The following is a 13,211-nucleotide window of genomic DNA, read 5'->3' as shown; positions in this document are numbered from 1 at the left end:
CGATGGCCCCAGATTTCCAGTCCCGCGGCACCCTGCTGGACCACATCCGCCACACCAAGCAGTTCTACGATCCGCGTTGCGTGGACCCCAGCGGCGGCTTCTATCACTTCTACAAAGACGACGGCACCGTCTACGACAAGCACACCCGCCACGTGGTGAGCAGCACGCGCTTCGTGTTCACCTACGCGATGGCGTGGCGCCAGTTCGGCGAGGCGGCGGACCAGCAGCGCCTGCGCCATGCGCTGGCCTTCCTGCGCGACGCCCACCGCAACCCGGCCACCGGCGGCTACGCCTGGCAGCTGGACTGGAACAACGGCAGCGGCACCGTCACCGACGGCACCAACCACTGCTACGGCCTGGCCTTCGTGCTGCTGGCCTACAGCCACGCGCTGATGGCGGGCGAATCCCAGGCCCGCGAGTGGATCGCCGAGACCTACGCGCTGATGGAGCTGCGCTTCTGGCAGTCCGCCCACGGCCTGTATGCGGACGAAGCCAGTTCCGATTGGTCCTACCTGTCGCCCTACCGCGGCCAGAACGCCAATATGCACGCCTGCGAAGCGCTGATCGCCGCCTTCGAAGCGACCGGCGAACGCGCCTACCTGCTGCGGGCGGAAACGCTGGCCCGCAACATCACGCAACGCCAGGCCGCGCTGTCCGGCAACCTGGTTTGGGAGCACTACCACGCCGACTGGTCGGTCGATACCGAATACAACCGCCACGACAAGAGCAACATCTTCCGTCCATGGGGTTATCAGCCGGGCCACCTGACCGAATGGGCCAAGCTGTTGCTGCTGCTGGAGCGCCACGGCGAACACCTCGCAGGCGGCACCAACTGGCTGCTGCCGCGCGCCGCCGAATTGTTCGACACGGCGCTGGCCAAGGCCTGGGACCATGAGCATGGCGGCGTCTACTACGGCTTCGCGCCGGACGGCAGCATCTGCGACGATCTCAAATACTTCTGGGTGCAGGCCGAAAGCCTGGCCGCCGCCGCGCTGCTGGCCGCGCGCACCGGCCAGACCCGCTACTGGACCTGGTACGACAAGATCTGGGCGTACAGCTGGGAGCATTTCGTCGACCACCGCTACGGCGCGTGGTACCGCATCCTGGGCACAGACAACAGCAAGCTGACCGACGAGAAAAGCCCGGCCGGCAAGGTGGACTACCACACCATGGGCGCGTGCTACGAAGTACTGAACGTATTGAAGGATTGAGATGACAGCATTTCCCATCTTCGTGGCGGCGGGCGAAGCGCTGACCGACATGATCGTGCAAGACCCGGCGCAGCGCCAGTGGCTGAGCCAAACCGGCGGTTCGACCTGGAACGTGGCGCGCGCCATGGCCAAACTGGACACGCAGACCGCCTTCGCCGGCGCCATCAGCCGCGACGTCTTCGGCGACGCGTTGTGGCAGGCCAGCGAGGCCGCCCGGCTGGACCTGCGCTTCCTGCAGCGCTACGACAAATCGCCGCTGCTGGCGATCGTGCACCGCACCGATCCACCGGCCTACTTCTTCGTCGGCGACGACAGCGCCGACCTGCAGTTCGACGCGGCGGCGCTGCCGCAAGGCTGGCGCGCGCACTGCAAGTGGGCGCACTTCGGCGGCATCAGCCTGGCCCGCCAGCCGCTGGCGGACAAGCTGGTGGCGCTGGCCGAGCAGCTCAAGCGGGACGGCGTGCGCATCAGCTACGATCCCAATTACCGCCTGCTGATGGACCAGCGCTACGACGCCACGCTACGCCGTATGACCGAACTGGCGGACGTGATCAAGGTGTCGGAAGAGGATCTCGAAGGCTTGTTCCGCACCTACGACATCGACCAGGCCTTCGCCACGCTGCGCAGCTGGAACCCGGCCGCCACCTGCCTGTACACCAAGGGCGGCGACGGCGCATCGCTGCACATCGGCGACGTCGCCTGGCATCTGCCGGCGCCGTCCATCACCGTGGCCGACACCGTCGGCGCGGGCGACGCCAGCATCGCCGCGCTGGCGTGGAGCATGATGCATCGACCGCAGCATCAGCCTGCACAGCATTTGCAGTTCACGGTGGCGGCGGGCGCCGCCGCCTGCATGGCGCCCGGCGCATCGCCACCGTCGCTGGCGCAGATCGAAGCGCTGATCAAGTAAAACCCGGGGAAGAGACAGGGACGCCGTCATACGGTTGTCATACGAGCCCGATAAGATTGCGGGCTCTTTATATGCCATCCATTGTCCATCTTCCTTAGGTTCTCATGTTCCCGACTACTCCGTTCGTCCGATCCCGTTTGCAACTGGCCCTCGCGGCCGCCGGCCTGTGCGCATTGCACGGCGCAGCTTTCGCCGCCGAAGATAGCGCCGAAGGCGCGCTGTCCAAGGTCGTCATCAAGGCGACGGTGGAAAAGAAAAAACTGGGCGACAGCGTCAGCGGCGGTGCACTGGGCCGCAAGTCGGAACTGGATACACCCTTCTCCACCAAGGCCGTCAGCAGCGACGAGATCGAAGACCGCCTGGCCACCAGCATCTCCGAAGTGCTGAAGTACGACGCCTCGGTGACGGCCATCAGCCCGCCGATCAGCACCCACCCGGCCACCATCCAGATGCGCGGCCTGCGCCTCGATGACCTGAACGGCTACAAGGTCAACGGCCTGGCCAACGTCAACCGCGGCACCGAAATGCCGCTGGAGATGTTCGAGAGCGTGGAAGTGTTGAAAGGCCTGACCGGCTTTATGTACGGCTTCGGTTCGCCGGGCGGCATCGTCAACTACGTCAGCAAGCGCCCTACCACCGACAAGAGCTTCAGCGCAGCGCTGGGCTACCAGGAAGGCGGCGCGATCAAGGAACATATCGACATGGGCGGCCGCATGGGTCAGGAAGGCGACTTCGGATATCGCCTGAACCTGCTGCATGAAGACGGCGGCGTTCAGGAAGAAAGCGGCTCCATCAAACGCAACGCGGCGGGCCTGAACCTGGAGTGGCGCGTCAACCGCGACGTGGCGATCACCTACGATGCGATCTATCAGCGCCGCCGTAGCGTGGGCGGCACCGACGTCGTGATCTCGCCATCGTTCGTAGTGCCTTCGCCTATCGCCGGCGACAGCAAACTCAATAGCGTGGGCGCGGGCAGCGATGTCGAATTCGCGCTCTCCACCGTCGGCATGGAATACCGCCTGAGCCCTGAATGGATGGCGAACCTGTCGTACCGCACCTCGAACTCGACCCGCGTCTACAAGAAGGACCAGTACTACATCACCAGCAACAAGGGCGACTACAAGGACCGCGTCACCTCCGAGCTGCACGGCTACCACTTCGACCAGGCGCAGGCCAGCTTCGAGGGCAAGGTCAACGCCTTCGGCCTGGCGCATGAAATCGTCGCCGGCGTCACGTCGCAAAACCTGTCGTCGACCTCCTCGGCCGTCACGCCCAAGACCTACCTGGGCACCGGCAACCTGTACGCGCCGACCATCATCAACGTCGACAGCATCAACTGGAGCGGCGGCACCTACCGCGACGAAGCCACCCGCCAGGAAGCGGCCTTCGCCAGCGACACCGTGAAACTGACCGACAACTGGTCGGTGCTGGCCGGTGCGCGCTACACCCGCTATAACGACAACGCCTATTCCACCAAGGGCGTGGTCATCGCCAACTACCCGGCGCAGCGCACTACGCCGACCGTGGCGCTGATGTACAAGCCGGCCGCCGACACCACCGTCTATGGCAGCTACGTCGAGGCGATGGAGCAGGCCTCCAGCGCGCCGACTTCCACCGTCAACGCCAACCAGACCTTCGCGCCGCTGAAGAGCAAGCAGGCGGAAGTCGGCATCAAGACGGAGCGCAGCTTCTGGAACGCCAGCGCGGCGCTGTTCCACATCAAGCGCGGCGCGCAGTACACCAACGCGGCCAACATCTACGTGGCGGACGGCGAATCCAAGTACCAGGGCGTGGAATTCAACACCGTGGTGCAGGCTGCGAAAAACCTGTCGATCGAAGGCGGCTTGATGCTGCTGGACGCAAAACTGGAAAACGCCGCCCCGGCCTACACCGGCAAGCGCGCCGTCGGCGCCCCGCGCCGCCAGGTGTCGGTGCAGGCGACCTGGCGTGAAGTGCTGCCAGGCCTGGCCCTGCACGCAGGCACCCAGTATCTGGGCGAGCTGCCTATGGACGCGGCCAACGCCAACACGCTGCCGGCCTACACCCTGTTCGACGCGGGCTTCAACTACCGTCACCGCTACTTCGGCAAGATGGTCAGCGTGCGCGCCAACATCTCGAACATCGCCAACCGCAAGTACTGGACCTACTACCAGGAGAACTACCTGAACGTCGGCTCGCCGCGCACCGCCAGCGTGAATGTTCGGGTAGACTTCTAAGGTATGAAACCACCACGCCTTGCGGCCGGCGCCGCGCTATCCCTGTTGCTGTCGAACGCGTCCAGCGAGCAGTATTATCAAACCAAGACGCCGTATCAACCGCAGCAGGCCAGCGCCAGCTATGAAGCCGCACCGCAAGGCTACCGCGCCATCTACACCCAGCTGCTGGCGCGGCATGGGTCGCGCGGCTTGAGCAACATGAAGACCGACCTGGCGCTGTACAACCTTTGGCAGTTGGCCTCCAAGGGAAAGGCCCTGACGCCGCTGGGCGCGCAACTCGGCGACGACCTGCAGCAGATGATGAAGGCCAACGCGTTGCTGGGCTACGGCGTGGCCGGCATCACCCGGCCTGGCTATGGCAACGAGACCATGCAGGGCGTGACGGAGCACAAGCAGCTGGCCGAGCGCATGGTGCGACGCCTGCCGCAGCTGTTCCGCGACGCCGCCGGCGCCGCAAGCGGCAATGCGAGCGGGCCGCCGCGCCAGATCCTGCTCGTCACTTCCGGCAAGGACCGCGCCGTCGACAGCGGCGATTACTTCGCCGGCTCGCTGGTGGCGCAACAACCGAATCTGCAAGCGATGATCGTGCGCCCGCCATCGCTGGCGCCGCGCGCGGAAGCAAATCACGACAGCCGCCCTGCCGGCACCGATCGCTTCCTGCTCTACTTCCACAAGCTGAGCGCAAAGCAGGACCTGGTGGCGGACAGCAGCGATCCGCTGTATGCGACCTACCAGGCCAGCCAGCAATACCAGGCATGGGCGAAGAGCGATGAACTGCGTGCGCGCGAAGCCGCCTTGCTGGCGCAACCACAGGTGTCCGCCGCCGCCAGGGCGGTGCTGGAACGCCTGTTCACGCCAGCCTTCGTCGCGGGCCTGGACCAAGGCCGCTACAGCGCAGCCAATACCGGCACCTACAGCTACACCAGCGCCGACGGCAAGTTCACCAACAAGCTGACCGGCGACGGCGACACCGAAATCAAATCAGCCGTCGACGCCGCGCAAGCGCTGTACGACCTGTACGCGGCCGCCGCCGATATGAAGGCCGAACTGAAAGCCGACTTCACACGCTACATGCCCGCGCAGCAGGCCGCAGTGTTCGCCGCGACGGAGGACGCCATCGCCTTCTACGCCAAGGGCCCCGGCATCGCCGAAAACGGCGGCGTCAATTACCGCATGGCGCAAACGCTGCTGGACGATTTTTTCAGCGAGGTGGACGCCGTCGCCAAGGGTAATCTGTCGCACGCCGCCAAGCTGCGCTTCGCCCACGCCGAAATCGTCATCCCGATGGCGGCCATACTCGGCCTGCCCGGCATGTCCGAGCCGCTGCCGCGCGCCACGACCTACAGCTACAGCAACAGCAACTGGCGCGGCGACTTGGTCGCGCCAATGGCGGCCAACATCCAGTGGGATGTCTACGCCAACGACCAGGGCCGCACGCTGGTGCGCATGCTGTACAACGAGAAGGAAACGGACTTCAAGCGCAGCTGCGACCATGCAAGGATCGCTCCGGCCAGCCATTACTACGACTACGCCAGCCTGCGCGCCTGCTATCTGCCGAATTAATCAGGAGTTGACGGCATGGGTGTCGTGGCGCTCAAGTGCCTCCAGCAGCGCCGGCATGTAAGTGCGGCTTGCACGTAGCAGGCTGCCGTCGCGCAGGCGCAGCAAGGCGTCCCGGTTCGTCAGCGCTCGCAGTTCGACGACCATGTCGATGCGCACGATCGCCGAGCGGTGTACGCGTTGAAACTGCAAGGGGTCGAGCTGCATCGCCAACTGATGCAACGGCTCGCGCACCATATGCGTCTTGCCGTCCGCGTACAGCGTCGCGTAGTCGCCATCCGCTTCGATGCGCTCGACGTCGCCGGCCCTCACCAGTACCGTGCGCGTTCCGGCTTTTACCGTAAATGTGCGCGTCCAGGGAACCGACACCAATACAGGGGCGTCGTTCTGCCGGCGCCAGGGGAAGGCCCGGCGTGCGCGGTCCAACGCCTCGTCGAAGCGGTCGTCGTCGACTGGCTTGAGCAAATAGTCGAGCGCCGCCAGATCGAAGGCATGCAGCGCGAAGCTGTCGTAGGCCGTCACCAGAATCGCCATCGGCCTGCGGTCGCCGGGCAGCGCGCGCAGTACCTCCAGGCCGCTACGGCCCGGCATTTCGACATCGACGAACACCAGGTCCGGACGCAGCTCTGCCAGCCCCTGAACGGCAGAGTCGCCATCGCCATATTCCGCAACCAGCTCGAAGCCAGGCCGGCGCGCCAGCCGGGTCTTGAGCGCGAGCCGCGCCAGCGGTTCGTCGTCGACGATCGCGACGCTGATCGGAACGGGCTTCATGCCGCGGCCCGCAAGGCGGCGGGCGCGGATGCGGCCATCGGTCGCAACGGGAGCGTCAGGCGCACATGAAAACTGCGTTCATCGCGCCAGCCGGCGTCGAACCGGTGCTCTCCGCCGTACAGGTGGCGCAGGCGCTCGGCCACGTTGGCCAGGCCGATACCTGCTCCGCTGGCCCCATCCGACGCGGGCCGGCGTCCGTCGTTGAGCAATTCAATCGCGAGGTGGGCGCCGCTATGTTCTACGCGGATGTCGAGCCGGCCCGCCGTGGCCAGCGGCGCGATGCCGTGGCGGATCGCATTCTCCACCAGCGGCTGCAGCAGCAGGTAGGGAACCGCCGCATCCAGCACGTCGGGGCCGGCCGTCATCGTCACCCGCAGGCGATCGCCGAGTCGCGCCTGTTCGATGTCGAGGTAGGCTTCGATCAGCGCCAACTCCTCTGCCAGCGCGTGTTCATGGCGACCGTCATGCACAAGGGTAGCGCGCAGAAAGTCGGCCACGCGGCTGATCATGCGCGTGGCCTCGCGGTCGGCCCCGGCGGAGACCAGCGCCGAAATCGCGTTCAGCGTATTGAAAAGGAAGTGCGGATTCACCTGCAAGCGCAAGGCGCGCAGCTCCGCGTCCCGCGCGTGCGCCAGGGCCTGCGCGAGGTGTAGCCGGGTGCGTTGCAGCGACAGGTAGTAAACCGCCACCGCATGCACGGCGCAGAAAGCGATCAGCGCGAGCCAGCAACCGTCCAGGCCACGTACCAGGTCGGGCCAGCTATACCCAGTTGCCAGCCCAAGCCCAATCTCCAGGCGCTGCCCCGCCAGCGCGTTCGCGATCGACATCGCATAACTCGCCGCCAGCAAGACCACGGCCGTGAACATCAACGAACTCTCGCGACGCCACAGGATCCGCTGCAACTGGGCCAACGGCGCGATCCACGCCATGCACGCAACGAAGTACAGGCTGCGGAAGGCGACGGCGTTGCCATGGCCGAGCGCCGGCAGACCGAGAATCGCCATGCAGACGGCGACCGGCAGCGCTGCAAGGAAGGCGATGAGTTGTGGGCTGGGTTCTTTCACGCGGGGCGTCCAAAAAAAGGGGAAACCAGCGATTCTAGCGCGTCAGTCGCCGATCGAGTACAGCATTGAGCTGATCTTCCATCCATCTTCGGTCTGCACCATCTGCCAGCTCTCGCTGCCACGGTTGCTGACCTTTCCATCGGAGAGGAAATCAAAGTTGAAGTACACCGAGCCCACGGCGCCATTCGTATCGATGCGCACGTCGTAGAAGCGCTCCTCGACCGCCCCCTTGGAAGTCTGGATGAATTCCGCGAACTTCTGCCAGCTCGACCGCATCACCTTGCGTGCCGCCGGCTTCTCCGCCTTGACCACCTTCCAGGTCGGGGTGTCGAATACCGACAACCAACTATCATGCTCCGCCAGGAACAGGCCGCCCAGGGTTTTGCCGTCGTGGGCGACGATGGCGGACTGGAATTGCTGCACGACCTGGCGTATCGCGGCCACGTCGGCGTCATGCCCGGTGTCGGCGGCGCGCACGGGCGTGGCAGACAATGCGGCCATGATGGCGGCAAAAACGAGGGAAGGCAGTAGGCGCATGTAAGCTCCAATGTGAGTAAAAACATCACAATAAGCATCCGGGGGCCCTCCGGTCGAGCGGAATGCGCCGGGCCGTGCAGGGATTGCGGCGAAACGGTGTGGCCACAAAGAAACTAATTACTGTCGTAAACGCAACATCTGATTCAATTCGTTACGAGGGTCTCTTTTTTATAGTGATAGACTTGGTAGGTCTTTTCATATTATGAGAGGCTTCCCCCATGAACCAGATGACCAGGCGTCAGTTCCTTCGGGTGACTGGCGCAACCATCGCGGGTTCGAGCATCGCGCTCCTCGGCTTTGCGCCGGCAACGGCCCTGGCCGAAGTCCGGCAGTACAAGCTGGCGCGCAGCACCGAAACCCGCAACACCTGCCCCTACTGCTCCGTGGGCTGCGGGATACTCATGTACGGTCTGGGCGACGGCGCCAAGAACGCCAAGGCCAGCATCATCCACATCGAGGGCGATGCCGACCATCCGGTCAACCGCGGCACGCTGTGCCCCAAGGGCGCGAGCCTCATCGATTTCATCCACTCCGAAAACCGCCTGCTGGTGCCCGAGTACCGCGCACCCGGCGCGACCGAATGGAGCAAGATGTCGTGGGATGACGCGCTGACCCGCATCGCCAAGTTGATGAAGGCCGATCGCGACGCCAACTTCATCGACAAGACGGCGGACGGCAAGACCGTCAACCGCTGGACCACCACCGGCATGCTGTGCGCGTCGGCCAGCACCAACGAGGTAGGCTACCTGACCCACAAAACCATGCGCAGTCTGGGCATGCTCGCATTCGACAATCAAGCACGCGTATGACACGGTCCGACGGTGGCAGGTCTTGCCTCGACATTTGGACGTGGTGCGATGACGAATCACTGGGTGGACATCAAGAACGCCGATGTCATCCTGGTCATGGGCGGCAACGCAGCTGAAGCACACCCTTGCGGCTTCAAGTGGGTCACGGAAGCGAAGGCGCATCGCGGCGCCAAGTTGATCGTGGTCGATCCGCGCTTTACCCGCACCGCTTCGGTGGCGGACTACTACGTCCCTACCCGCACGGGCGCGGACATCGTCTTCCTCGGCGGGATCATCAACTACCTGCTCACGAACGACAAGATCCAGCACGAGTACGTCCGCAATTACACGGACATGCCCTTCATCGTGCGCGAGGACTTCGCCTTTAACGACGGCCTGTATTCGGGCTACGACGAAAAGGCCGGCAAGTACACGGACAAGAGCAGCTGGAACTACGAGATGGGCGACGACGGTTTTGCCAAGATCGATCCCACGCTCGAACATCCGCGCTGCGTGTACCAGCTGATGAAGAAGCACTACTCGCGCTACACGCCGGACATGGTGGAGAAAGCCTGCGGCGTGCCGCCGGAAAAATTCCACAAGGTCGCCGAGATGCTGGCGTCGACCGCCGTTCCGGGCCGCGCCGCCACCATCCTGTATGCGCTGGGCTGGACGCAGCACTCCACCGGCGCGGAAACGCTGCGCACCGGCGCCATGGTGCAGCTCCTGCTGGGGAACATCGGCATAGCCGGCGGCGGCATGAACGCGCTGCGCGGCCACTCCAACATCCAGGGCCTGACCGACCTGGGGCTGCTGACCAATATGCTGCCCGGCTACCTGACGCTGCCCGGCGAGGCGGAGCAGGACTTCGAGGCCTACGCCGCCAAGCGCGCGCTCAAGCCTTTGCGTCCGAATCAGCTCAGCTACTACAGCAATGCGAAGAAATTCCTGGTCAGCTTCATGAAGTGCTGGTGGGGCGATGCGGCCACGGAGGAAAACAACTACGCCTTCGACTACCTGCCCAAGCTGGACAAGCCCTACGACATGATGCAGGCGTTTGAGCTGATGCATCAAGGGAAGATGAACGGCTACATCTGCCAGGGCTTCAACATCCTGGCCTCGGCGCCGGACAAGCAGAAGATCACGGAAGCCTTGTCCAAGCTGAAGTTCCTGGTGGTGATGGACCCGCTGGCCGTGGAGACGGCGGAGTTCTGGCGTCCGTTCGGCGAGTTCCATAAAGTCGATCCAACCAAGATCCAGACCGAGGTGTTCCGCCTGCCGACCACCTGCTTCGCCGAGGAACGCGGTTCGCTGGTCAGCTCTTCGCGCGTGCTGCAATGGCACTGGCAAGGCGCGGACGGCCCGGGGCAAACGAAGAGCGACCTGGAGATCATGTCCGGCATCTTCCTGCGCATCAAAAAAGCCTACCAGGCCGACGGCGGCAAGTTCCCCGATCCTATCGTCAACCTGACCTGGCCTTACGCCAAGCCATACAGCCCGACGCCTGAAGAACTGGCGATGGAGTACAACGGCAAGGCGCTCAAGGAGCTCACCGATCCGAAGGATCCCACCAAGGTGATCCTGAAGAAGAACGAGCAGGTCGCCGGCTTCGCGCAGTTGCGCGACGACGGCAGCACGGCCTGCGGTTGCTGGATCTTCGCCGGTTGCTGGACTGCGGCCGGCAACCAGATGGGACGGCGCGACAACTCCGACCCGAGCGGCATCGGCCAGACGCTGAACTGGGCCTGGGCTTGGCCGGCCAACCGCCGCATCCTGTACAACCGCGCCTCCTGCGACCCGAAAGGCAAGCCGTGGGATCCCACCCGCAAGCTGATAGGCTGGAACGGCACCAACTGGGCCGGGCCGGACATCCCCGACTTCAAGGCCGACGAGCCGCCGGAGAACGGCATGGGCCCCTTCATCATGCTGGCCGAGGGCGTGGCGCGCTTTTTCTCGCGCGACGCCATGGCCGAGGGTCCGTTCCCCGAGCACTACGAGCCGTTCGAAACGCCGATCGGCCACAACCCGCTGCACCCGACGAACCCGCGCGCCACCAGCAACCCGGCCGGCCGCATGTTCCCGAACGACAGGGCCAAGCTGGGCAAGGTCGCGGAGTTCCCGCACGTGGCCACCAGCTACCGCCTGACGGAGCACTTCCACTACTGGACCAAGCATGCGCGCCTGAACGCCATCATCCAGCCGGAGCAGTTCGTCGAGATCGGCGAGGAGCTGGGCAAGGAGCTCGGCGTGGCGCACGGCGACCGCGTCAAGGTCAGCTCCAAGCGTGGCCATATCGTGGCGAAGGCGGTTGTCACCAAACGCATCAAGGCGCTCATCATCGACGGCAAGAAGACCCACCAGGTCGGGCTGCCGATACACTTCGGGTTCAAGGGAGTCACCAAACCGGGCTACTTGATCAACACCCTCACGCCGACGGTTGGTGACGGCAATTCACAGACACCGGAATTCAAGTCCTTCCTGGTGAAAGTGGAAAAAGCATGACGGCCCGAGGAGAATAGCCATGGCACTACAATCCCTTGATATCAAGCGCATGTCGGCGACGACGGTGCAGGAGCCGGTGGCGCGCACGCCTGTCACCGGCACCGTCGCCAAACTGATCGACGTGTCGAAGTGCATAGGCTGCAAGGCCTGCCAGACCGCCTGCATGGAATGGAACGACCTGCGCGACGACATCGGCGAGACCACCGGCGTGTACGACAACCCCATCGACCTGTCGCCGCAGTCGTGGACCGTGATGCGCTTCTCGGAACACGAAACCAACGACGGCAACCTTGAATGGCTGATACGCAAAGACGGCTGCATGCACTGCGAGGATCCGGGCTGCCTCAAGGCATGCCCCGCGCCGGGCGCCATCGTCCAGTACACCAACGGCATCGTCGACTTCCACCAGGAGAACTGCATCGGCTGCGGCTACTGCGTGGCCGGCTGTCCGTTCGACGTGCCGCGCATCTCCAAGAAGGACGACCGCGCCTACAAGTGCACGCTCTGTTCGGACCGCGTGGCCGTGGGCCAGGAGCCGGCCTGCGTCAAGACCTGCCCCACCGGCGCCATCGTCTTCGGCACCAAGGAGGACATGAAGGACCATGCCGCCGAACGCATCGAAGACCTGAAGTCGCGCGGCTACGCCAACGCCGGCCTGTATGATCCGGCCGGCGTCGGCGGCACCCACGTGATGTATGTGCTGCACCATGCGGACCAGCCGGGCCTCTACCACGGCCTGAAGGCCAATCCGAGCATCAGCCCCATGGTCGGCCTGTGGAAGGGTTTGACCAAGCCACTGGCGCTGGCCGGCATCGCCGTCACCGCGCTGGCAGGCTGGTTCCATTACTCGCGCGTGGGGCCGAATGAGGTCAGCAAGGACGAGGAAGCCGAGGCGCTGCATGAGGCCAACCGTATCCGGGAGAGCGAAAAATGAACACGCCAAATCGCGACAAGGACGGCAATCCCCTGATCGAACGCTACACGCCGAATGAGCGCAGCAACCACTGGATCACCGCCATCTGCTTCATCCTGCTGGCGGTGTCCGGGCTGGCGATGTTCCATCCGGCGACGGCGTGGATGGCGGTGTTCCTGGGCGGCGGCCAATGGACCCGCATCCTGCATCCGTTTATCGGACTGGTGATGTTCGTGTCGTTCGCGCTGCTGGTGCTGCGTTTCTGGCATCACAACCGGTTCGAGCCGGGCGACAAGCAGTGGCTGGAGCAGATCGGCGACGTCGTCAACAACCGCGAGGACAAGCTGCCCAAGGTAGGCCGCTACAACGCGGGACAAAAGCTGCTGTTCTATGTGCTGATCTTCTGCATGTGCGGGCTGCTGCTGTCGGGCGTGGTGATCTGGCGCGCATATTTTGCGTTCTACTTCCCCATCGAGATCGTGCGCTTCGCCGCGCTGCTGCACGCGTTCTGCGCCTTCGTCATCATCTGCTCCATCGTCGTGCACATCTACGCCGGCCTGTGGGTCAAGGGCTCGATCGGCGCCATGGTGCGCGGCACCGTCACCTATGGATGGGCGCGAAAACATCATCCTCGCTGGTTTGAGGAGGTCGCCCGCAAATCGCGTGATTAGCTCAGCAATTTAGGATTAGAATAGTCTCCGGGCCGGCGGCGCTGTCGCCGCCGGCAATCTGGGAGACA

The 13,211-nt window shown here is 64.4% G+C and carries 10 protein-coding genes; 7 read left to right on the top strand and 3 right to left on the bottom strand.

Annotated elements, in window-relative coordinates; genetic code table 11:
- Positions 1-2 precede the first annotated feature (2 nt).
- The 4 genes from DUGA2_RS08890 to DUGA2_RS08875 all read left to right on the top strand — a co-directional run bounded on the left by DUGA2_RS08890 (position 3) and on the right by DUGA2_RS08875 (position 5,900).
- Positions 3-1,211 (top strand): AGE family epimerase/isomerase, encoded by a 1,209-nt coding sequence (locus tag DUGA2_RS08890; protein ID WP_210402541.1) that lies wholly within the window; start codon positions 3-5, stop codon positions 1,209-1,211.
- 1 nt (position 1,212) lies between these two features.
- Positions 1,213-2,121: a carbohydrate kinase gene (locus DUGA2_RS08885; RefSeq protein ID WP_070268858.1), complete on the top strand. Its 909-nt coding sequence runs from the start codon at positions 1,213-1,215 to the stop codon at positions 2,119-2,121.
- 137 nt (positions 2,122-2,258) lie between these two features.
- Positions 2,259-4,337: a TonB-dependent siderophore receptor gene (locus DUGA2_RS08880; protein ID WP_229214642.1), complete on the top strand. Its 2,079-nt coding sequence runs from the start codon at positions 2,259-2,261 to the stop codon at positions 4,335-4,337.
- A gap of 3 nt (positions 4,338-4,340) precedes the next feature.
- Positions 4,341-5,900 (top strand): histidine-type phosphatase, encoded by a 1,560-nt coding sequence (locus tag DUGA2_RS08875; protein WP_070268854.1) that lies wholly within the window; start codon positions 4,341-4,343, stop codon positions 5,898-5,900.
- Here the strand turns inward: DUGA2_RS08875 and DUGA2_RS08870 are convergent, their stop codons facing one another.
- From DUGA2_RS08870 to DUGA2_RS08860, 3 genes are read right to left on the bottom strand one after another with little or no spacing between them, the layout of a single operon-like run.
- Positions 5,901-6,668 (bottom strand): LytTR family DNA-binding domain-containing protein, encoded by a 768-nt coding sequence (locus DUGA2_RS08870; protein ID WP_070268852.1) that lies wholly within the window; start codon positions 6,666-6,668, stop codon positions 5,901-5,903.
- Entirely contained in the window at positions 6,665-7,732 is a 1,068-nt protein-coding gene (locus DUGA2_RS08865) for a sensor histidine kinase (RefSeq protein WP_229214641.1), read from the bottom strand. Before DUGA2_RS08865 ends, DUGA2_RS08870 begins: the two co-directional genes overlap by 4 nt.
- A gap of 42 nt (positions 7,733-7,774) precedes the next feature.
- Positions 7,775-8,269, bottom strand: coding sequence for a nuclear transport factor 2 family protein (locus DUGA2_RS08860; protein ID WP_070268848.1), 495 nt, complete (start codon positions 8,267-8,269; stop codon positions 7,775-7,777).
- 218 nt (positions 8,270-8,487) lie between these two features.
- Here DUGA2_RS08860 and fdnG point away from each other — a divergent pair, with 218 nt between their 5' ends.
- From fdnG to DUGA2_RS08840, 3 genes are read left to right on the top strand one after another with little or no spacing between them, the layout of a single operon-like run.
- Entirely contained in the window at positions 8,488-11,559 is a 3,072-nt protein-coding gene (fdnG, locus tag DUGA2_RS08850) for a formate dehydrogenase-N subunit alpha (RefSeq protein WP_083296259.1), read from the top strand.
- A 19-nt stretch (positions 11,560-11,578) separates the two neighbouring features.
- Entirely contained in the window at positions 11,579-12,493 is a 915-nt protein-coding gene (gene fdxH / locus DUGA2_RS08845; RefSeq protein ID WP_070268843.1) for a formate dehydrogenase subunit beta, read from the top strand.
- Entirely contained in the window at positions 12,490-13,143 is a 654-nt protein-coding gene (locus DUGA2_RS08840; RefSeq protein WP_070268840.1) for a formate dehydrogenase subunit gamma, read from the top strand. Before fdxH ends, DUGA2_RS08840 begins: the two co-directional genes overlap by 4 nt.
- The last annotated feature ends 68 nt before the right edge of the window (positions 13,144-13,211 follow it).

Source organism: Duganella sp. HH101 (genome assembly GCF_001758795.1).
Classification (GTDB): Bacteria; Pseudomonadota; Gammaproteobacteria; order Burkholderiales; family Burkholderiaceae_D; genus Rugamonas; species Rugamonas rivuli.
Note: the sequence above shows the minus strand (reverse complement) of the source record. Positions and strands in the feature narration are given on the sequence as shown.